Source organism: Stutzerimonas kunmingensis (assembly GCF_021432085.1).
Lineage (GTDB): Bacteria > Pseudomonadota > Gammaproteobacteria > Pseudomonadales > Pseudomonadaceae > Stutzerimonas.
In genome coordinates, this window is the sequence record NZ_CP090366.1 from 2,234,736 (window position 1) to 2,255,828 (window position 21,093).

The 21,093-nt window shown below is 63.3% G+C and carries 21 protein-coding genes; 18 read left to right on the forward strand and 3 right to left on the reverse strand.

The window, feature by feature from the left end; translation table 11 throughout:
• Positions 1-30: 30 nt before the first annotated feature.
• The 3 genes from LW136_RS10620 (at position 31) to sstT (ending at position 3,702) form a co-directional block, all read left to right on the forward strand.
• The gene (locus LW136_RS10620; protein WP_044314282.1) at positions 31-498 is read left to right on the forward strand and encodes a DUF3859 domain-containing protein; all 468 of its coding nucleotides are present in this window, start codon (positions 31-33) and stop codon (positions 496-498) included.
• 164 nt (positions 499-662) lie between these two features.
• Positions 663-2,288: a methyl-accepting chemotaxis protein gene (locus LW136_RS10625; protein WP_125898468.1), complete on the forward strand. Its 1,626-nt coding sequence runs from the start codon at positions 663-665 to the stop codon at positions 2,286-2,288.
• Between the two features lie 175 nt (positions 2,289-2,463).
• Positions 2,464-3,702, forward strand: a complete 1,239-nt coding sequence (sstT, locus tag LW136_RS10630) for a serine/threonine transporter SstT (protein ID WP_104097484.1) — start codon at positions 2,464-2,466, stop codon at positions 3,700-3,702.
• A 64-nt stretch (positions 3,703-3,766) separates the two neighbouring features.
• Here the strand turns inward: sstT and fabB are convergent, their stop codons facing one another.
• Both fabB and fabA read right to left on the reverse strand, forming a co-directional pair.
• On the reverse strand, positions 3,767-4,984 hold the full coding sequence (gene fabB / locus LW136_RS10635; protein ID WP_234175148.1) for a beta-ketoacyl-ACP synthase I: 1,218 nt from the start codon (positions 4,982-4,984) through the stop codon (positions 3,767-3,769).
• A gap of 11 nt (positions 4,985-4,995) precedes the next feature.
• On the reverse strand, positions 4,996-5,511 hold the full coding sequence (gene fabA / locus LW136_RS10640; RefSeq protein WP_003285418.1) for a 3-hydroxyacyl-[acyl-carrier-protein] dehydratase FabA: 516 nt from the start codon (positions 5,509-5,511) through the stop codon (positions 4,996-4,998).
• 430 nt (positions 5,512-5,941) lie between these two features.
• Between fabA and LW136_RS10645 the strand changes: the two genes are divergently transcribed.
• From LW136_RS10645 to LW136_RS10680, 8 genes are all read left to right on the forward strand, one after another.
• Positions 5,942-6,964 carry an NAD(P)H-dependent glycerol-3-phosphate dehydrogenase gene (locus LW136_RS10645; protein ID WP_031298530.1) on the forward strand — a complete coding sequence of 341 codons (1,023 nt, stop codon included), beginning with the start codon at positions 5,942-5,944 and terminating at the stop codon, positions 6,962-6,964.
• Positions 6,965-6,985: 21 nt separating this feature from the next.
• Positions 6,986-7,342 carry a DUF4389 domain-containing protein gene (locus LW136_RS10650; protein WP_023447219.1) on the forward strand — a complete coding sequence of 119 codons (357 nt, stop codon included), beginning with the start codon at positions 6,986-6,988 and terminating at the stop codon, positions 7,340-7,342.
• The gene (gene sixA, locus LW136_RS10655; protein ID WP_023447218.1) at positions 7,339-7,797 is read left to right on the forward strand and encodes a phosphohistidine phosphatase SixA; all 459 of its coding nucleotides are present in this window, start codon (positions 7,339-7,341) and stop codon (positions 7,795-7,797) included. The genes LW136_RS10650 and sixA overlap by 4 nt, the downstream gene beginning before the upstream one ends.
• Positions 7,798-7,877: 80 nt before the next feature.
• Complete coding sequence (locus LW136_RS10660; protein WP_023447217.1) at positions 7,878-8,321, forward strand: hotdog fold thioesterase; 444 nt, start codon at positions 7,878-7,880, stop codon at positions 8,319-8,321.
• Positions 8,322-8,448: 127 nt separating this feature from the next.
• Positions 8,449-9,261 (forward strand): alpha/beta fold hydrolase, encoded by an 813-nt coding sequence (locus tag LW136_RS10665; RefSeq protein WP_234175149.1) that lies wholly within the window; start codon positions 8,449-8,451, stop codon positions 9,259-9,261.
• A complete protein-coding gene (locus LW136_RS10670; protein WP_234175150.1) occupies positions 9,258-10,115 on the forward strand; it encodes an alpha/beta hydrolase in 858 nt (285 codons plus the stop codon). The genes LW136_RS10665 and LW136_RS10670 overlap by 4 nt, the downstream gene beginning before the upstream one ends.
• 234 nt (positions 10,116-10,349) lie before the next feature.
• Positions 10,350-11,153, forward strand: coding sequence for a DUF4892 domain-containing protein (locus LW136_RS10675; protein ID WP_023447214.1), 804 nt, complete (start codon positions 10,350-10,352; stop codon positions 11,151-11,153).
• An 85-nt stretch (positions 11,154-11,238) separates the two neighbouring features.
• The gene (locus LW136_RS10680) at positions 11,239-12,333 is read left to right on the forward strand and encodes an AI-2E family transporter (protein ID WP_023447213.1); all 1,095 of its coding nucleotides are present in this window, start codon (positions 11,239-11,241) and stop codon (positions 12,331-12,333) included.
• Positions 12,334-12,348: 15 nt separating this feature from the next.
• On the opposite strand, the gene LW136_RS10685 is transcribed toward LW136_RS10680, so the two are convergent.
• On the reverse strand, positions 12,349-13,338 hold the full coding sequence (locus LW136_RS10685; RefSeq protein WP_031298529.1) for a patatin-like phospholipase family protein: 990 nt from the start codon (positions 13,336-13,338) through the stop codon (positions 12,349-12,351).
• A 181-nt stretch (positions 13,339-13,519) separates the two neighbouring features.
• Between LW136_RS10685 and selD the strand changes: the two genes are divergently transcribed.
• From selD to LW136_RS10720, 7 genes are all read left to right on the forward strand, one after another.
• Entirely contained in the window at positions 13,520-14,554 is a 1,035-nt protein-coding gene (gene selD, locus LW136_RS10690) for a selenide, water dikinase SelD (RefSeq protein ID WP_234175151.1), read from the forward strand.
• Positions 14,554-15,660, forward strand: coding sequence for a tRNA 2-selenouridine(34) synthase MnmH (gene mnmH, locus LW136_RS10695; RefSeq protein WP_234175152.1), 1,107 nt, complete (start codon positions 14,554-14,556; stop codon positions 15,658-15,660). The genes selD and mnmH overlap by 1 nt, the downstream gene beginning before the upstream one ends.
• 29 nt (positions 15,661-15,689) lie before the next feature.
• Positions 15,690-15,968, forward strand: coding sequence for a hypothetical protein (locus LW136_RS10700; RefSeq protein WP_014820449.1), 279 nt, complete (start codon positions 15,690-15,692; stop codon positions 15,966-15,968).
• A gap of 259 nt (positions 15,969-16,227) precedes the next feature.
• Complete coding sequence (locus LW136_RS10705) at positions 16,228-17,145, forward strand: AAA family ATPase (RefSeq protein WP_014820448.1); 918 nt, start codon at positions 16,228-16,230, stop codon at positions 17,143-17,145.
• A 34-nt stretch (positions 17,146-17,179) separates the two neighbouring features.
• Positions 17,180-18,142, forward strand: a complete 963-nt coding sequence (locus tag LW136_RS10710; protein WP_234175153.1) for a DUF58 domain-containing protein — start codon at positions 17,180-17,182, stop codon at positions 18,140-18,142.
• The gene (locus tag LW136_RS10715; protein ID WP_234175154.1) at positions 18,139-20,139 is read left to right on the forward strand and encodes a transglutaminase TgpA family protein; all 2,001 of its coding nucleotides are present in this window, start codon (positions 18,139-18,141) and stop codon (positions 20,137-20,139) included. The genes LW136_RS10710 and LW136_RS10715 overlap by 4 nt, the downstream gene beginning before the upstream one ends.
• A 118-nt stretch (positions 20,140-20,257) precedes the next feature.
• Positions 20,258-21,055: an acyl-CoA thioesterase gene (locus tag LW136_RS10720; RefSeq protein ID WP_014820445.1), complete on the forward strand. Its 798-nt coding sequence runs from the start codon at positions 20,258-20,260 to the stop codon at positions 21,053-21,055.
• Positions 21,056-21,093: the final 38 nt, after the last annotated feature.

Genomic DNA, 21,093 nt, shown 5'->3' on the forward strand with positions numbered 1-21,093 from the left:
CTGCTTCGCAAACAGGAAGGAGCAGGTTCCATGTCGTTCACTCGTTGGGCGCTCGTCGCCATGGTACTGAGTGTGAGTTCGCCCGCAGCGCTGGCGCAGGTCGAGGTCGTGGGTGCCGTGGAGTACGGCGTGTTCGAAACCGTCAAAGAGGATTTCGAGCCAGGCGAGCGCGTGCTGACTCGTCGTGACCAGCCCATTCGCCAGACGACTGAGGTGCCGGCGCGGCTCGGAAGCAAGTTCGGCCTGCGCTATCGCCTCGCTGGTAAGCACAAAGCCGATACGCCGCTGACCTTGCTATACCTTACGCCAGGTGTGGTGACACCCGATGGCAAGCGGCATGACAAGTTCGAGGTCGTGCAAGCGCTGGTGTCGGGCGCCGAAACGGACGTGATGGCGTTCGAATTCACCGAGCCCCATGAGATTGTGGCTGGCCGATGGCATCTGATGGTATTCCAGGGAGACCGCAAGTTGGCCGAGCAGGCATTCCACGTGCGGTGATGGCCATCCTGTCCGGTTCTGCTGGCCATTCGAACCGTTAGTCGGTGTGAGGGGTGCGAGAGGCAAAAAGCTGGCGCCAAAGTTCAAGTGATTGGCCAGGCCTTCCGATAACGGAACAAGTCACGGTTTGTGGCTGTTCCGTTTTTCATGGAGAAGGTAGTCCCATGTCGATTCGCTCGCTCACTATTGGTAAACGCTCAACACTGGGCTTCGGCCTGATTGGCCTGCTCGTCCTCTTCCTCGGTCTGTTCGCACTGAACCAGATGACCAACATGCGCAACGAGAGCAAGGAGGTCGATGAGAACTGGCTACCCAGCATCATGGCGCTTAGTGAACTCAACGTCACAGTAATGCGCATTCGAGCCAATACCCTGCGCCTGGCTCTGGCTGAAGAGTCGCAGATGGTGCAGGAAACTGCCCAGCGCTTGACTCAGCTGCGCAGCGAAGTGGCGCAACGTGATGCCGATTACGCCAAGCGAGTAACTACGGCTGACGAGCGTGCTGCGTATGAACGCTTCAAGCAGAGCTTCGAACAGTACCTGCTGCTTCAGCAGCGTGTCGTCGAGCATGTGGTCCGCGGTGAGCGCGCCCAGGCCGTGACGATAATCAACGGTGAAATCAACGGGCACGCGGATAACGTGACTGCGTCACTGAACCAGCTCCTGACCATCAACAGCGAGGAAGCCGGCGGGGCGGCGGATCGCGCGTCCGCACAATACGACACGGCGTTCAGCTGGGTGGTAGCGACGCTGGTGTTCGCTGCCGCTATCACCGTTACGCTGGCCTGGGTGTTCACCCGCAGCGTCGTGGGCCCGCTGGGAACTGCTGTTTCGGTAGCCGAGCGTATCGCTGGTGGTGATCTGACCGGCGATTTTGTGGTCGAGGGCAAGGACGAGCCGGCCCGCCTGCTGACATCACTGAAAGCCATGCAGGCCAATCTGCGCTCGACCATTCAGGGCATCGCCGACTCGTCCAATCAGCTTGCCTCGGCAGCCGAGGAGCTCAACGCGGTCACCGAAGACTCCACCCGCGGCCTGCACCAGCAGAACCACGAGATCGAACAAGCGGCTGCCGCCGTGAATGAGATGACCGCAGCCGTAGACGAAGTGGCGCGCAATGCGGTGGCTACCTCCGAGGCCTCCCAGGACTCCAACGACACCGCACAGCGCGGGCGCAAGCAGGTGCTGCAGACAGTCGAGTCGATCAATCTGCTGGCGAGCGACGTGACCAACACCGCCGGAGAAGTCGAGCATCTGGCTGGTCAGGTGCGGGACATCAGCAAGGTGCTGGAAGTGATCCGCTCGATTGCCGAACAGACCAATCTGCTCGCACTGAACGCCGCGATCGAGGCGGCTCGGGCTGGCGACGCTGGGCGCGGCTTTGCGGTGGTGGCCGACGAGGTACGTGCCTTGGCGCATCGTACCCAGCAGTCCACCGGTGAGATCGAGCAGATGATTGGCAGCGTGCATCAGGGCACGGACAAGGCCGTGCACGCGATGCAATCGAGCAACGAGCGTGCCCGTACCACGTTGGAAATGGCTCGGGCGGCCGGCGAAGCTCTTGATGGCATCACCTCGGCGATCAGCCAGATCAGCGAGCGCAACCTGGTGATTGCCAGCGCCTCAGAAGAACAGGCTCAGGTCGCGCGGGAAGTGGATCGGAATCTGGTTAATATCCGTGACCTGTCGCTGCAGTCCTCGGCAGGTGCCAATCAGACGAGCGCGGCCAGTCAGGAACTGGCGCGCCTGGCCATCGACCTGAACGGTCTGGTAGCGCGCTTTCAGGTGTGACATGCGCTAGCCGCAATAGCGCCTTCCCGCCGTCTGTAGGCGCTTCAGCAGCCTCCTGTGCCCCCGTGACAGCACAACGCTGGGCATGGGCGGGAGAGCGGCGTACCATCCGGCGTTTTTCCATGGCAGGCACGGGCTGTTTCGGGCCGTACCTGCCGAGCTGCGAGATGCGCCCATGTCCGATATGCCTCGATTCATTCGCTTCATCAGTCGTACCAGCCTCGTTGCCCAGATCGTCGCGGGCCTGGTGGCTGGCGCCTTGCTTGCGCTACTGCTGCCTGGCGCAGCAAAATCCGTAGCTCTTCTCGGTGATCTGTTCGTGCAGGCGCTCAAAGCGGTAGCACCGATTCTGGTGTTCGTGTTGGTGACCTCTTCACTGGCCAACCACAAGCGCGGCCAGCCTACCCATATCCGCCCCATCATCTTGTTGTACGCGCTCGGCACGCTGAGTGCGGCGGCCGTTGCCGTGCTGGCGAGCTTCATATTTCCAACCACGCTCACGCTGGTCAGCGGTGCTGCGGATGTAACGCCGCCGTCGGGCGTGGGGGCCGTATTGCAGACGCTGCTGTTCAATATCACGGCTAACCCGGTGCAGGCGTTGCTCGACGGCAACTTCATCGGCATCCTGGCCTGGGCCATCGGACTTGGCTTCGCCTTCCGTCATGCACAAGAAAGCACCCGGCATCTGATCAGTGACCTTTCCGATGGCGTCACCTTGATCGTCAAGGTGGTCATCCGCTTCGCCCCGCTGGGGGTATTCGGGCTGGTAGCCGGCACGTTGGCCGAATCGGGCTTCGACGTGCTGCTGGGCTACATGCGGTTGTTGCTGGTGCTGGTCGGCGCGATGCTGTTCATGGCGTTGGTGATGAATCCGCTGATCGTGTTCTGGCAGATCCGTCGCAACCCGTATCCGCTGGTATTCGCCTGCCTGCGAGAAAGCGGTATCACGGCGTTCTTCACGCGCAGTTCTGCCGCGAACATTCCGGTGAACATGCAGCTCTGCCAGCGGCTCGGGCTGCACAAGGACACCTATTCGGTATCCATTCCGCTCGGGGCGACGATCAACATGGGCGGCGCGGCGATCACCATCACGGTGCTCACCCTGGCGGCGGTCAACACTCTGGGTATCGAGGTGGATATCGCCACGGCGGTGCTGCTCAGCCTTCTGGCTGCGGTATGTGCCTGCGGTGCGTCGGGTGTCGCCGGTGGTTCGCTGCTGCTCATTCCGCTGGCGTGCAGCCTGTTTGGCATCTCCAATGACCTAGCGATGCAGGTGGTGGCTGTCGGCTTCATCATCGGGGTCGTCCAGGACTCGGCGGAAACCGCGCTCAACTCCTCTACCGATGTGTTGTTCACCGCCGCTTCATGTATTGCCCATGGCGATATCGATGGGGGCGCCGAGCGCCGGGTGTGACGGCATTAGGTGGAAACAAAAAACGGCGCCCTAGGGCGCCGTTCTTGTTTGTCGCTAGTCAGATTCAGCCTTTGTAACGGCGCAGCACCAGCGTAGCGTTGGTGCCACCGAAGCCGAAGCTGTTGCTCATCACGGTGTCGAGCTGCACGTTCTCGCGGGTTTCGCGAAGAATCGGCATGTCGGCGACTTCCGGATCCAGCTCGTCGATGTTGGCGGAGCCCGCGATGAAGTTGCCTTCCATCATCAGCATCGAGTAGATCGCTTCATGAACGCCTGCAGCGCCCAGCGAGTGACCGGACAGGCTCTTGGTCGAGCTGATGGTCGGGATCTTGTCGCCGAACATGTTGCGCACGGCCTTGATCTCGGCAACGTCACCGACCGGCGTGGAGGTGCCGTGGGTGTTGAGGTAGTCGATCGTGGTATCAACGGTCGACATTGCCTGCTGCATGCAGCGCAGGGCGCCTTCGCCACTCGGCGCAACCATGTCGTAGCCGTCGGAAGTAGCGCCGTAGCCGACGATTTCCGCGTAGATCTTGGCGCCGCGCTTGAGTGCGTGCTCCAACTCTTCGACCACCACCATGCCGCCACCGCCGGCAATGACGAAACCGTCACGCTTGGCATCATAGGCGCGGGAGGCTTTCTCCGGCGTATCGTTGTACTGGCTGGACAGCGCGCCCATGGCGTCGAACAGGCAGCTCTGGCTGTAATGCTCTTCTTCACCACCACCGGCGAAGACCACATCCTGCTTGCCCATCTGGATCTGTTCCATGGCGTGGCCGATGCAATGCGCGCTGGTGGCGCAGGCCGAAGCGATGGAGTAGTTGATGCCCTTGATACGGAACGGCGTGGCCAGGCAGGCGGATACCGTGCTGCTCATGGTGCGCGGAACACGATATGGGCCGATGCGCTTGACGCCCTTGTCACGCAGGATGTCGATGGCTTCCATCTGGTTGATGGTCGAAGCACCACCGGAGCCGGCCACCAGGCCGATGCGCGGGTTGGAGATGTCATCGAGGGTGAAGCCGGCGTCTTTCACGGCCTGCTCCATTGCCAGATAGGCGTAGGCGGCAGCGTCACCCATGAAGCGCAGGACCTTGCGGTCGATCAGTTCTTCGAGGTTCAGATTGACGGAACCGGAAACCTGGCTGCGCAACCCCATGTCCGCGTAGGACTGGTTGAAGCGAATGCCGGGGCGGCCGGCGCGCAGGTTGCCGGAGACGGTCTCTTTGTCATTGCCCAGGCAAGAAACGATACCCAGGCCAGTGATCACGACGCGACGCATGCGGATGTCCTTCAAAAGCTGTCGGTAGAGGTGAACAGGCCGACGCGCAAGCCTTCGGCACTGTAGATCTCGCGGCCATCAACGCTGACGGTGCCATCGGCAATGCCGAGAATCAGCGAGCGGTTGATGGTGCGCTTGATGTGAATGTTGTAGGTGACTTTCTTGGCGGTCGGCAGAACCTGACCGAAGAACTTCACTTCGCCGGAGCCGAGGGCACGGCCACGGCCGGGGTTGCCCTGCCAGCCGAGGTAGAAGCCGACCAGCTGCCACATGGCATCCAGGCCCAGGCAGCCGGGCATGACCGGATCGCCTTCGAAATGGCAAGCGAAGAACCAGAGATCAGGGTTGATGTCCAGTTCGGCGACCAGTTCGCCCTTGCCATACTTGCCGCCGACTTCACTGATGTGAACGATACGATCGACCATCAGCATGTTCGGCGCGGGCAGTTGCGCATTACCGGGACCGAAGAGTTCGCCGCGGCTGCAACGAAGCAGGTCTTCCCGAGTAAAGGCGTGTTGTTTGGTCATGCGTATTCCTCAATGGGCCCCTTGCGAAGGGCTTTGCTGCTTACATACCGGGCCAGAGTTCGAGGCCTGATCATCAAGACTAGTCATAGACTGCCGCGTTGTGGCTAAAGTCACAGCCCGCCAACAGCGACGCCATTCAACCCGTACCTGCGGCTGAATGCGCAAAGACAGAATTGGGCGGCTACTTTAACACTCCTTAACGGCGAACGAGGACCTTGCGACAGCGTGTCCTCTATAGACAATCGTTGCAGTGACGGTTGCATGGCGTGAACGAATACCGATCCAAAGGCCCCCGGGAGGCTCTGGGCTAGCCTTCGTGACGACTGTAACCAAATGATTTCACTGGGCCCCGTAGTTGCGCTGGCCGCTGTGAAGATGAAACGTATAATGCCCGGCACTGCCATTTCGGATGGCCAACAACGGATTCCACATGACACGACAGCAACCCATCGCGGTACTCGGCGGCGGCAGTTTCGGTACCGCGATCGCCAATCTGCTGGCCGAGAATGGTCACCACGTCCTGCTCTGGATGCGCGATGCGGAGCAGGCCGAAAGTATCCGGACGCTGCGACAGAACCCGCGCTATCTAAAGGGCGTCGAGATCCTTACGCAGGTCGAGCCGACCACCGATCTGTCGTCGACCCTCGATGCCTGCGAGCTGATCTTCGTTGCGCTGCCGTCCAGCGCGCTGCGCCAGGCACTGCAGCCGTTCGCGGCGCAGCTCGGCGGCAAGATGCTGGTCAGTACCACCAAGGGCATCGAGGCTGACGGCTTCATGCTGATGAGCCAGATTCTCGAGCAGATCGCGCCGCAGGCGCGCATCGGCGTGTTGTCCGGACCGAACCTGGCGCGTGAGGTGGCCGAGCACGCGCTGACCGCAACGGTCGTGGCAAGTCAGGACGAGGCGCTCTGCCGCAGCGTCCAGCAGGTGCTGCACGGCCGCACCTTCCGCGTCTACGCAAGCTCGGATCGCTTCGGCGTCGAGCTGGGTGGGGCGCTAAAGAATGTTTACGCGATCATGGCGGGTATGGCCGCAGCGCTGGGCATGGGTGAGAACACCCGTAGCATGCTTATCACCCGCGCTCTTGCGGAAATGACTCGTTTCGCCGTGAAGCTGGGCGCCAATCCCATGACCTTTCTCGGCCTGGCCGGCGTCGGCGACCTGATCGTCACCTGTACATCGCAGAAAAGCCGCAATTTCCAGGTGGGCTTTGCGCTCGGTGAAGGCCTCAGCCTTGATGAGGCGGTTTCCCGGCTGGGCGAGGTCGCGGAAGGCGTCAACACTATCAAGGTGCTCAAGTGCAAGGCCGAGGAGCTGCAGGTGTATATGCCGCTGGTCGCGGGTCTGCATGCCATCCTGTTCGAGGGGCGTACGCTCGATCAGATCATCGGTGTGCTGATGCGTGGCGAGCCCAAGACCGATGTGGACTTCATTTCAACCGACGGTTTCTGAGCCGAGCGTAGGGGACATTCCATGAGTCAATCGAACCAGGCAACGGACCGGGAATCGCTGATCCTGCGAGCCGTCTGGATGCTGATCTTCTTCTTCGTCTGGCAATTGGCCGAACTGGCCCTGCTGGTGGTCGTGGTGCTGCAGCTGGTAATGCGCCTGGTCAAGGGCTACCCGGACTCCAGCCTGCAGGGCTTTGGCGACAGCCTCAGCCAGTACATCGCCCAGATTGGCCGTTTCGCCACCTTCAATACCGAACGCAAGCCCTGGCCGCTTTCGGACTGGCCGACCCCGCGCCCGGCGGATGTCGAGCTGACCACCCCGGCTCCGCCCGTTGCGCCGCACGAGCCGAAGGACTCCCAGCAGGGTCCGACGGCATGAAGCTGTGGCTGCTACGACACGGCGAAGCCGAACCCCGTGCGCGCACCGATGCGGAGCGCAACCTGACCGAGGGAGGGCGCCGCGACGTGCGGCGCAGCGCCACTTTTCTTCGCGGCAAGCCGCTGCAAACGATCCTGGTCAGTCCGTTTCATCGTGCACAGCAGACTGCGGACGAGGTGCGCAAGGCGCTGAGCTTCGGCGGTCAATGTGAAACCGTGGACTGGCTGACGCCGGAGGCGGATCTTGGCGAAGCATTGCGCCAGCTCGATCTGCGCGGCGAAAGCGATCTGCTACTGGTCACCCACCAGCCCTTCGTCGGCAATCTTGCCGGCTGGCTGATGAACGGCAACTATGCGGAGCCTGTGCCGATGGCGACCGCGTCCCTGGCGGAGCTGGAGGGTGAGGCAATAGCCGGAGGGCTGATGCGGCTGGTGTCCTTGCGTCACGTTAGTTAGGGTTGACCGGTCCGCCAGGCTGTTTTGCTCACGGCGGCACATCAAGCAAAGAACAACAATAGACGTCAGGAGTATGCGCCTTGAGTATCTGGCACCGTCAGCCAAACCTGGAAGAGCTTCACAGTACCCGCAAGAACACCATCACCGAATTGCTGGACATCCGCTTCGAGACCTTCGATGACTCGTCCATCACCGCCAGCATGCCGGTCGATGCACGCACCCACCAGCCTTACGGCCTGCTACATGGCGGTGCCTCTGTAGTGCTGGCTGAAACCCTCGGTTCGATGGCCAGCTATCACTGCATCGACAGCAGCAAGTTCTATTGCGTTGGCCTCGAAGTGAACGCCAACCATCTGCGCGGTTTGCGCAGCGGGCGCGTGACCGGCGTATGCCGGCCGGTGCACCTGGGACGCTCGACCCATGTCTGGGATATTCGTCTCAGCGGCGAGGACGGCAAGCCAAGCTGCATTTCACGTTTGACCGTCGCGATCGTGCCCCTGGAAAAAGGCGCTCCCGCGGGCTGACAGCAAACCTGGAGCATTGCGGCCTGCTGATTGGCCTGAATGCCCTTCATTCGGCAGGGCTATGGCGATTGCTGCCTGCCGAGGCCTGCCAGACAATGAGGCTTCAGTCTGTCCGGCAACGCCTTCCATGTCGCAACGCATCTTCTTCGCCCACGCCAATGGCTTTCCCTCGGCCACCTATCGCAAGCTGTTCGACGCCCTGGCGCCGGAATACCGGGTCACGCACATGGACCGCCATGGGCACGACCCGCGCTTTCCGGTCGACGATAACTGGAACAACCTGCTCGACGAGTTGTTCGAGCAGCTCGATCGATTGCACGAGCCGGTGTGGGGGGTAGGGCATTCGTTCGGTGGCATGCTGCATTACCGCGCCGCGCTGCTGCGCCCGGACCTGTACCACGGGGTCGTCATGCTGGATTCGCCGATACCGACCTGGTTCGACCAGACGGTGATCTGGGCGGCCAAGCGCCTCGGTTTCATCGACCGGCTGACGCCGGCTGGCCGTACGCTGGGACGGCGCGAACAGTTCGCCAGTGTCGAAGAGGCACGCGCCTATTTCGCCGGCAAAGTCCTGTTCAGCAGCTTTGATCCGGAATGCCTCGAAGCCTATCTCGAGCATGGTCTGGAGCCTGTGGGGCAGGGGGTGCGCCTGCGTTTCGATCCGCGGACCGAAATCAGCATCTATCGCAGCGTGCCTCATCTCACTCCCGGTTGGCCGCCGGCCTTGAAGATTCCGCTGGCGATGATTCGCGGGCGCGATAGTCGTGTCGTGCTGCCGCATCATGGTTATCTGCTGCGGCTGATGTCGCGTGGCGAAGCGCACAGCTTGCCAGGAGGCCACATGTTTCCGTTCGAACAGCCGCAGCAGACCGCAGAAAAGCTGCGTGAACTGCTTGGTCGCTGGGGCAGCTATACCGAGCTTTCCAAGGGGGCTGCATGAGCGTGCTGTTCGAAGAAGTCCGGCTGAGCCTGCCGCATCTTGAGGTGGCGGCGCATCTTTACGGGCCTGACGATGGCAAGCCGGTGATTGCGTTGCATGGCTGGCTGGATAACGCGGCAACCTTCAGCCGTCTGGCGCCCAGGCTGCAAGGGCTGCGCATCGTGGCGCTGGATCTGCCTGGTCACGGCCATTCCGATCATCGTCCGATCGGGGCCGGATACAACATCTGGGACTATGCCCATGACGTGCTGCAGGTCGCCGAGCAGTTTGGCTGGCAGCGCTTTTCATTGCTCGGGCACTCCATGGGCGCGATCGTTTCCGTGCTGCTCGCCGGTGCGCTACCCGAGCGCGTCGAGCGGCTCGCATTGATCGATGGCGTGATTCCCTACACCGGCGAGGCGGATAGCGCGCCGCAGAAGCTTGGTTCCGCCCTCGAGGCGCTGCTCGCGGTGAACGACAAGCGCAAGCCGGTCTACGCGAGTTTCGACCAGGCTGTGCAGGCGCGGATGAAAGGCGTCGGCGCGGTCAGTCGCGAGGCGGCCGAGATGCTCGCACAGCGAGGGTTGATGCCTGTGCCCGGCGGCTACACCTGGCGCACCGATCCACGCCTGATGCTTCCCTCGGCAATGCGGCTGACCCGCGCCCATGCGTTGGCCTTCGTCAGTCGGGTCGCTTGCCCGACCAGCCTGGTGCTGGCCGAGCAGGGGTTGATGATGCAGCCTGAGCTGCTCGAGCTTGTCGAAAGCTTCCCGTTCGATATCCGCCGCCTGGCGGGTGGGCATCATTTGCATCTGGACGATGACATTGGCGCTGAGGCGGTCGCCAGGGTATTCAACAGCTTCTTACACGACTGACGTATCCGGCGGGCTCGCAATACTCTCTCGCAAACCCTTGCTTGACTTGCTTTTGCCAACTGGCGAGGCTGGGAAGCAATGTTCCAGCAGAGCCAGCGCAATGATCAATCGCTACAGTGCCACGTTTCCCTGCGAGCACCGGCCTGCTGACGTTCTGAGCCTATCGGGTCCATGCGACGCGATACGCCGGTTGAGCTTCGGCAAGCAGTCGAAGGTGTCCCGTTGAGGAGAGTTATGCGAAGTGCATGGATAGCAGCGGCGGCGTTTTTCTCCGCCGCTGTGCTGGCGGCTGACGTTACCGGGAGTGCCGATCTGGAGCGCCTGCCTCGTTTTGCCCAGGCGCAGATCGTCGATTACCGGCAAACCCAGGTTCAGGAGCGGGTGTATCCGCAGGACTCGATACGTCGCATCAGTGGCAACCTGCGGATGGCCTCCCAGGTGGTCGTCTCTGGCGAGCTGACCGCGATCACCTATCAATTGCCAGCCACGCACACGGGTATTGAAGCCTTTACCGAGGCTCGCGGCACGCTGTTGCAACGGGGCGCCGAGTTGCTCTTCTGGTGCGAAGGGCGTGAGTGTGGTTCCAGCAGTCTGTGGGCCAACGCAATCTTCGACAAGTCGATGCTCTACGGTCCCGAGGCGCAGCAGGCCTATCTATTGGCGCGCATGCCCGGCGGTGAGGGCGAACTGATCGCGCTGTACGGGATTACCCGTGGCAACGGTAGGCCTTACCTGCATGTCGAACAACTTCTCTCCGACCGGCCTTTGACGGGTGTACTGCCGACTGCGGCGACATTACAACGACAGCTGCGCAGCACCGGCGAACTGCGTCTACCGGATCTGGCCGATGAGCCGACGGCCGAGTGGGGTGCGCTGCTGGCCAACGTCATGCGCCTGGACAGCACAACGCGGGTGAGCCTGGCCGGGCGTAGCGCAGCCGCCTGGCGTGAAGCGCTGGTCGCCGAACGCATTCGTGGCGGCCGCCTGGAAGTGGATGAGTCGGAGCAACCCGGTTTGCTCATCAGACTATTGCGCTGATCCTGCGTAACGGCTGCAATAGCCGTCTTCGCTGACGCGTCACGCTGACAGAACGCGCCGGCTCTTTTCAGTAGAGTAATTTCACATGCTCAACAATGATCGCCTGCTGGTGCAGATTCTGCTCCTCGGGCTGCTGGCCGCCTGTCTCTGGGTACTGGCGCCCTTTGCTTCCGCGTTGTTCTGGGCTGCCGTTCTGGCATTCGCCAGCTGGCCGGTCATGCGCGTGCTGACCCGTTGGCTGAATGGCAATGCCACGCTCGCCGCCGGTCTGCTCACGTTCAGCTGGATGGTTCTGGTGGCGGTGCCGCTGGTTTGGCTGGGCTTCAACATCGCCGACCAGATCCGCGATGCCAACGCATTGCTGCACGATCTGCAGGTCGAGGGACTGCCGCCGGCGCCGGCCTGGCTGGGTGAGGTGCCGCTGATAGGCGATGCACTGCTGAATTTCTGGAGCACCGTGGACGAGCAGGGCACGGCGCTGATCGCCAGCATTCGGCCCTACATCGGCCAGGTCGCCAACTGGCTGCTAGTGCGCAGCGCGCGCATCGGCGGCGGGATGCTCGAACTGGCGCTGAGCCTGGTGCTGGTGTTCTTTTTCTATCGCGATGGGCCACGCTTGTCGGCATTCGTCCATAGCCTGTTGCACAGGCTGATCGGTGACCGTGCGGATCATTATCTGGAACTCGTTGCGGGGACGGTGCAGCGAGTGGTCAACGGGGTGATAGGCACTGCCGCGGCTCAGGCGATTCTGGCCTACATCGGTTTTCTCATCGCCGGGGTGCCGGGGGCGCTGGTGCTCGGGCTGCTGACCTTCGCCTGTAGCTTCATCATGGTGCCGCCGCTGATCTGGGGCCCAGCCGTTGCCTGGCTGGCCTGGCAGGGCGATTACGGTATGGCGATCTTCCTCGGCATCTGGGGGATGTTCATCATCAGCGGCGTGGACAACGTGCTCAAACCCTATCTGATCAGCCGAGGGGGCAATCTGCCGCTGGTGGTGGTGCTGCTCGGTGTGTTCGGCGGCATTCTCGCGTTCGGTTTCATGGGGCTGTTCCTCGGCCCGACCCTGCTCGCGGTCGCCTATAGCCTGCTGGGTGACTGGCTGATCAAGGAGGTGCCGCAGATGCCACCGCACGAATCGACGCAGCTCGCGAACGAGCGGCGGGAACCTGCCGGGCGGTGAGGTGGCGTCTGCCGGTCACTGCTCCTCTTCGTAGCGCACGAGGGCGTCGTGGGCGACGATGCGGCCCAGCGCTATGAGCTCCGGCGCCTTGTAGAACTCGTAGAAGCGGCAGGCCCGCTTCGGAATATTGACCAGCACATTCGGCGGATAGCCGGCGATCTTGTACTGCGCCAGCGAAGACTGCATGACATCGAAGCTCTGGTTGATCAGCTCCAGCAGCGACGCCGGGCCAGTCACATCGATTACCGTCGAGCCTTCCGCCGATCGAGGCGCGCTGCGGCTGGTCGGTGCGGCCGGTGGCTGATCACCGCGAGTCAATTCGCCTGCGCGGATATCCTCGATCTGTTCGGTCAGCTCGGCTTCGTCCTTGCGCCAGAACGGGATGTGCGAGCTGATCGAGGTCATGAGCGAGTCGAAGCGGCCGGGGCGCTCGATCTCCGGTAGCGGGTATTGCTTGTGATTGTTGGCGTTGAGGTTGACCGCGATGATCATGTCGCAATGCGCCGACACCACCGGGACGATCGGTAGGGGATTGAGCAGGCCGCCGTCGACCAGCATGCGATTGCCCTGCATGACCGGCGTGAACAGGCTCGGGATGGCCGCGGAGGCGCGCATCGCCAGTTCCAGGCTGCCTTCCTGAAACCAGATCTCCTGCTGATTGGTCAGGTCGGTGGCGACCGCTGTGAACGGAATCGGCAGATCCTCGATGCGGGTCTTGCCGACCATGTCGCGGATGCGGCCGAACACCTTTTCGCCGCGGATCGCGCCGAGACTGAAGCTTGGGTCGACCAGGCGCAGCAGATCCAGATAATCGAGGCTTTCGATCCAGCTGCGGTACTCGTCGAGCTTGCCGGCTGCATAGATGCCGCCGACGACCGCGCCCATTGAACAGCCTGCAATGCAGGCGATCTCATAGCCTCGTGCCTCCAGCTCCTCGATCACGCCGATATGCGCATAGCCCCGTGCGCCACCTGATCCCAATACCAGTGCAACTCTCTTACTCATGCGTTTCTCCCTGTGGCACTCGCGATAGCTTCGTGCCTGGCCGGCAAGCCTGCAAGGGCTGATCGGACCTCGTCACGCTCGAGCCTGTCGTTGCATGCCCGAATCCGGCGGCAACCGGCGAATCTACAGCGGCCTTTGCTACAATCGCCGCCCGTTTGTGCACGTGTCACGAGAGAGCCTGATGAGCGAACCGATCCGCCTCACCCAGTACAGTCATGGCGCCGGCTGCGGCTGCAAGATATCGCCCAAGGTGCTGGACGTGATTCTTGCCGGCAGCGGAGCGCAGAACCTCGACCCGCGTCTGTGGGTCGGTAATGCCTCGCGTGATGATGCCGCGGTGTACGGCATCGATGAAGAGCGCGGCGTGGTGTCGACCACAGACTTCTTCATGCCCATCGTCGACGATCCGTTCGATTTCGGTCGCATTGCTGCGACCAATGCCATCAGCGACATCTACGCCATGGGTGGCGATCCGCTGATGGCCATCGCCATCCTTGGCTGGCCGGTCAACGTGCTGCCGCCGGAAGTCGCCCGCGAAGTGATCGCCGGTGGCCGCGCCGTCTGCGATGCCGCAGGCATTCCCCTCGCCGGCGGCCATTCGATCGATGCGCCCGAGCCGATCTTCGGCCTGGCCGTCACCGGCCTTGTGAACAAGCACCAGATGAAGCGCAATGACACCGCTACCGCCGGCTGCACGCTGTACCTGACCAAGCCGCTGGGCATCGGCATCCTCACCACCGCCGAGAAAAAGGCCAAGCTGCGCGCCGAGGACGTCGGGCTGGCCCGCGACTGGATGTGCACCCTGAACACTGCCGGTAGCCGTTTCGGCAAGCTCGAGGGGGTTCGTGCCATGACCGACGTCACCGGCTTCGGCCTGCTCGGCCATCTGGTGGAAATGGCCGACGGCAGCGGCCTGACTGCCGAGATCGACTACGACCGCGTACCGCGGCTACCGGGCATCGAGTACTACCTGGAGCAGGGATGCGTGCCCGGCGGGACCCTGCGCAATTTCGACAGCTACGGTGAGCGCATCGGCACGCTCGACGAACGCCACAAGCAGCTGCTCTGTGACCCCCAAACCAGTGGTGGCTTGCTGGTCGCGGTGGCGCCGGAAGGCGAAGCTGAATTCCTCGCCGTTTGCGCCGAGCTCGGCCTCGCCCTGGAGCCGATCGGCCAGCTGGTGGACGCGCGCAGCCATGCGGTAGAGGTGCGTTGATGCGCAGCGATACCGAAGATTTTCGCGCGCTGTTCCTCAACGACACCCCGATGATGGATGCCCGTGCGCCGGTGGAATTCGACAAGGGCGCGTTTCCCGGCGTGGTCAACCTGCCGCTGATGAGCGACATCGAGCGGCAGAAGGTCGGCACCTGCTACAAGCAGCACGGCCAGAAAGCCGCCATCGAGCTGGGCCATCAGCTGGTGTCCGGCAAGACCAAGGCGGAGCGGCTTCAGGCCTGGGCCGATTTCGCCCGGGCTCATCCGAACGGCTACCTGTACTGCTTCCGTGGTGGTTTGCGTTCGAAGATCGTCCAGCAATGGCTGAAGGATGAGATGGGCATCGAGTACCCGCGGGTCGTCGGCGGCTACAAGGCGATGCGCCATTTCTTGCTGGACACCATTGATCAGGCTGTCGAGCAGTGCGGTTTCGTGCTGGTGGGCGGGATGACCGGTACCGGCAAGACCGAAGTGCTGGCGCAGCTGGATAACAGCCTGGACCTGGAAGGCCTGGCCAATCACCGGGGCTCCAGCTTCGGCAAGCGCGCGACACCACAACCGGCGCAGATCGATTTCGAGAACGCCCTGGCGATCCGGCTGCTGAAGATGCGTGCAGCGGGCATCCAGACGTTCGTTGTCGAGGATGAGGCGCGTCTGGTCGGGCGTTGCTCGATTCCATTGCCGCTGTTCAACGGCATGCAGGAATTTCCGCTGGTCTGGCTGGAGGACAGCCTGGAAGGGCGCGTCGAGCGGATTCTCAAGGACTACGTGATCGACCTGTGCGCTGAATTCATCGCCGAGCAGGGCGAGAACGGTTTCGCTGCATTCGCCGAGCGTCTGCAGCAAAGTCTGGTCAATATCAGCAAGCGACTCGGCGGCGAGCGTTACCAGCGCCTGGCATTGCTGATGGATCAAGCGCTGGCGGAACAGGCGCGTAGTGGCTCTGTCGACCTGCATCGCGCCTGGATTGAGACGCTGCTGGGTGAGTATTACGACCCCATGTACGCCTATCAGCGCGAGAGCAAGGCCGAGCGTATCGAGTTCGCTGGCGACCAGCCGTCCGTGGTCGAGTATTTGCGGCACCGTCAGGCGCGAGCTGCGCCTTAACTCCTGAATGGCATACGAGGGATCATGCGATGAAAACCTGGCTATCTTTGCCTTTGCTGGTTCTGTTGCTGGCCGGTTGTGCTGGCAAGACGGCATACCGTGACAGCTGCGCCGCGGAGCTGAATGCGGCGTGGAAGGAGCAGAGCCTGGCGGAAGCCGAAGGCTTCGCCGGTACGGTCAGCTACTCCAAGGCCATGGCCTTGCTGACCGGCGCCAAGACGCAGCAGCAGTTCGAAGCCTTCCGCGGTTGCACGCAGAAAGCGCAGAAGGCGCGCTTCTACCTTCGCGAATCCCGCGCCGGTCGCTGAGCCGGCGCCTTCAGTTGCCGGTCCGTTCGCTAGCGCACGGGCCGGCAATTGCCTTCGAGCCTTCCGGCTCGCTTACCGCTTTCCCGCGGCCGTCATCTCACAAGCAATGTCTGCAGCTGCTTTCCATCGTCTGGAAACAGGCGCAGCGGCGTGAGCGCTGCAACGGTGCCAGGATCACAAACTCGTCACCGGGCATTTCCTTCGCTTTGCCTGGCCGCAGCTGACCAGTAGCATCAGTGCGACGAACGAAGGAGAGTCTATGCGCACCCGATTGGACGCCTGCCTGCGAGCAGTCAACGAAGTATTGCTCGGCAAGGAAGCCCAGGTTCGACTGGCCCTTGCCTGTCTCTTGGCCCGAGGTCATCTGCTGGTCGAAGACATGCCGGGCATGGGCAAGACCACCCTGAGCCATACCCTGGCCAAGGTGCTGGGATTGGAGTTCCAGCGCATCCAGTTCACCTCCGATCTGCTGCCCGGTGACATTCTCGGCACCTCGGTGTTCGACAAGGACAGCGGACAGTTCGTCTTCCACCCGGGTCCGATCTTCGCCGAGCTGGTGCTGGCCGACGAGATCAACCGCGCCACGCCGAAGAGCCAGAGCGCGCTGCTTGAAGCCATGGAGGAGGGGCAGGTCACCATCGAGGGGGCGACGCGCCCGTTACCTGACCCATTCTTCGTCATCGCCACACAGAACCCGGTCAGTTCAGGTGGCACCTTTGCATTGCCGGAATCGCAGCTTGACCGCTTTCTCATGCGCGTTTCCCTGGGCTATCCGGCCAAGGCAGCGGAAAAGGCGCTGCTGCTGGGCGAGTCGCGACGCGATCTGCTGACCCGCCTCGAACCGCTGCTGGAACACGACGAACTACGTGCCATTCAGGACGCGGTGGGCAACGTGCGGGTCAGCGATGCGCTGGTCGATTACGTGCTGCGACTGGTGGAGGCCACCCGCACGCAGCCGCAATTCGCCTGGGGACTGTCGCCGCGGGGCAGCCTGGCCCTGCTTGCGGCTGCACGTGCCTGGGCATTTCTCGATGGGCGCGACTACGTGATTCCGGAGGACGTGCAGGCGGTGTTGCCGACCGTGGTCGGTCATCGCCTGCGCGAGCGCGCGGACGCCACCGGTCATGGCGGCGGTGCGTTGGTGCAATGGTTGCTGCGCGAAGTGCCTGCCCTGTGACAGCGACATCCGGGCATGACGGCGGGCAACTGTCGTGAGGCTGTTGCCGCGCTTTCGTGACCGCTGGCTGCTGCGGCGCATCCCGCCCGCTTCCAGCGTGCGCCTGAACCAGCGGCGCATCTTCATCATGCCCACCGCGGTCGGGCTGGCGTTCCTGGTGGCGCTGCTGCTGATGCTGCTGACCGCGATCAACTACCAGAACAGCCTGGCCTACGGCCTGACCTTTCTGCTCGGGTCGTTGTATCTCGTCACCATCCTGCATACCTGGCGCAATCTTGCCGGCCTGGTCCTGCAGGCGGGCGGAACCACCGCTGCATTCGTCGGTGAGCAGGCGCTGTTGCGGGTGCGTCTGGAAAGTCCCGGTCGCGCCTATCAGGCGGTGGCGCTCGGCTGGCCGGCCAGCGGCTTGCGCCTGGTCGATGTGCCGGCGGGCGGCGCCGTCGAAGTCGAATTGAGCCTGCCGACGCAACGCCGCGGCTGGCTGCGACCGGGGCGTGTGCGGGTCGAGAGCCGTTTTCCGCTGGGCCTGCTGGTGGCCTGGAGCTGGATCGATCTGGAGCTGGCGGCGCTGGTCTACCCGCAGCCATCGATTGCCGAGCGCCCGCCCGGCGGCAAGGCGCAGGAAGCCGAGGATGAGGGCACGCTGACGCACGGCGCCGGGGTCGACGACTATCAGGGGCTACGGGCCTGGCAGCCGGGCGATCCGCGCCGACGCCTGCACTGGAAGGCCTATTCCCGTGGCCAGGGCCTGCTGGTGAAGGATTTCGCCAGCCTGCTCGGTAACGATCCGCTGCTGGACTTCGATGCCCTGGACGGCGACACCGAGCAGCGCCTGTCGAGGCTCTGCCACTGGGTCGTCGACCTCAGCGACAAGCAGCAGCCGTTCGCACTGCGCCTGCCGGGTGAGCTGGTCGGACCCGATGGCGGGCAGGCTCATCGGGATGCCTGCCTGCGTGCACTGGCGCTGCATGGCCTGAGCGAGGAGGGCGTGAAGTGAGCGCGAAGCCGGGAATTCCGCGCAACAGCCTGATCTGGCTGCTGGTGGCGCAGGTGCTGGTGATCCTGCCGCACCTCACTCATCTGCCGCTATGGATCATCGGCCTGTGGTTGGGCTGCGCCAGCTGGCGGATCCAGATATTTCGCATGCGTGCGCGTTATCCGCGCAGCTGGCTCAAGGCGCTGCTGATGATTGGCGCCGGCTTCGGCGTGTATTTCTCGCGCGGCAGCCTGGTCGGCCTGGAAGCCGGCGTAGTGCTGCTGATCGCTGCGTTCATTCTCAAGCTCGTGGAGATGAGCACCCGTCGCGATGCGCTTGTACTGATCTTCCTCGGTTTCTTCGCAGTAGTGACCAGCTACCTGTTCGAGGACAGCCTGGTCGCCGGACTGTATAGCCTGCTGCCCGTCACCGCATTGCTGGCCGCGATGATCGGGCTGCAGCAGAGTAGCCTGGTCACCCGACCATGGCCGACGGTACGCCTGGCCGGTTCGCTGCTGTTGCAGGCGATTCCGCTGATGCTGGTGCTGTTTCTGTTCTTCCCCCGCCTGCCGCCACTGTGGTCGTTGCCGCAGGCCGGCGACCGCGGCACAACCGGCTTGGCCGATCACATGGCGCCCGGCGATATCGCCCGTCTTGGCCGTTCGGCGGAGCTGGCCTTTCGCGTCACCTTCGACGGCGACATTCCGCCCCGCGGCCAGCTCTACTGGCGCGCGGTGACCTTCGAACGCTTCGACGGTCGTCGCTGGTCGCAGTCCTACGCTTCGCAGCTTCCCCAGGCGCCGGAGTGGCAGGCGGCTGGTGAGCCGCTCAGCTACAGCATCGTCATGCAGCCCAGCGGCCAGCCCTGGCTGTTCGCGCTGGATGTGCCGCAGGTTGCGTCCGCCGAGGCGCAGCTTATGGCGGATTTTCATCTCCAGCGCCGCCAGCCGGTGAACAAGCCGCTGATGTATCAGGCGACTTCATGGCTGGACGCGCGTCGCGAAGCGACCAGCGCACCGGCGAGCCTCGGGCGCGCATTGCAGCTGCCGGAACAGGGCAATCCACGTACTCGCGCCTGGGCGACCGAGCTACGGCGCTCTGCGCAAGAGCCGCAGGCGATGGTGGATGCGCTGTTGAAGCACTTCAACCGCCAGCCCTATCACTACACCCTGGAGCCGCCGCCGGTGGGGAGCGATATCGTCGATGATTTCCTGTTCGAGACGCGCAGCGGATTCTGCGCACACTACGCCGGGGCCATGACGTTCGTGCTGCGCGCAGCGGGCATTCCGGCCCGGGTGGTGGCGGGCTATCAGGGCGGTGAGGTCAACCCGGCGGGCAACTACCTTTCCGTTCACCAGTTCGACGCCCACGCCTGGGTCGAGTACTGGGTCGCGGAGCGTGGTTGGGTCAGTGTCGACCCGACCTTCCAGGTTGCGCCCGAGCGGGTGGAGCAGGGCCTGGAGCAGGCGCTGGCCCGTGAGCAGAGCTTTCTCGCCGACGAACCGATGTCACTGCTGCGCTACCGTGATATCGGCTGGATGAACGCGCTGCGCCTGCGCTGGGACAGCCTCAATTACGGTTGGCAGCGCTGGGTACTCAACTATCAGGACGAGCAGCAGTCGCAGATGCTGCAACGCTGGTTCGGCAAGCTGGACGGCCAGACGCTCGGTCTTGGCCTGGTGGCGCTGCTGGGTGTGCTGACCGGCGTGCTCGCGCTGCTGCTGTTCAAGCCCTGGCGGCGCGAAACGGACGCTCAGCAGCGCCTGTTCCGGCGCTTCGAACGACTTCTGGCACGTCATGGCGCGCGCCGCCACAAAGGCGAGGGCGCCCGTAGTTTCGCCCAGCGCGCCGCAGCGATGCTGCCCGAACAGGCGCCGGCCATTCTTGCGTTCGTCAGCCTCTACGAGGCGCAGCGCTACGCCCAGCAAACTGATGCGACTGACGACCTGTCACGCGCCTTGAGCCAGCTGCGTCGGGCGCTGCCCTGGCGTCCCGCTGCGCCGGCACAACGTGGCTGACGTCCATTGCCGGCATGGATGATTCGGCATTTCATGCGGCCGCTTCTGCCAGGCAGGCTCGCACCCTCACCGGCGCCCCTTTAACATCGCTCGCATAACGAACGATAACGAGGTGGATATGGAGCTTTGCGAGCTGTTGCAGGCGGTGCGTGACAACCCCGGCAGTGTGGTGGTACCGGCCAGCTGGGGACAGGGGCGTGCCGGTTTCGGCGGTCTGGTCGCCGCGCTAGTCTTCGAAAGCATGCGCGCCAAGGTGCCCGACGGCAGACCGCTGCGTTCGCTGGCGATCACCTTCGTCGGGCCGCTGGCGCTGGACACGCCGGCGAGCTTCGAGGCCGAGGTACTGCGAGAAGGCAAGGCCGTGAGCCAGATGCTAGGCCGCGTGATGCAGGACGGGCAGGTGGTCACCATAGTCCAGGGCAGCTTCGGCGCAGCGCGCAGTTCCGTCGTGGATGTCGCGGCAGAGCCGGCGCCAGCCATGCCACCGGTCGAAGCCTGCCAGGAACTGCCTTACGTAGCAGGCGTAACGCCGGAATTTACCCGCTACCTGGCCATGCGCTGGGGCATCGGCGGGCTGCCATTTTCCGGCAACGCGTCCCGCGAAATGGGCGGCTGGGTGCGCCAGCGTGGTGATGTACCCCGCGAACCGATGACTGAAGCGCACCTGCTGGCGCTGGTCGATGCCTGGCCGCCTGCCGTGTTGCCGCATCTGAAGAGCTTCGCGCCCGGCAGTTCACTGACTTGGACCATCGAATTCATCCAGCCGTTGCCTGAACTCGACAGCCACGACTGGTGCATGTACCGCGCAGTTATCGAGCATGCCCGTGACGGCTACGGCCACTGCGCCGCGGCGTTGTGGACACCAACCGGAGAATTGGTCGCGCTGAGCCGGCAAACGGTGACCGTTTTTGGCTGATGGCCGATCGGCGGTGTGCGTTACCGATGTTCATCGCC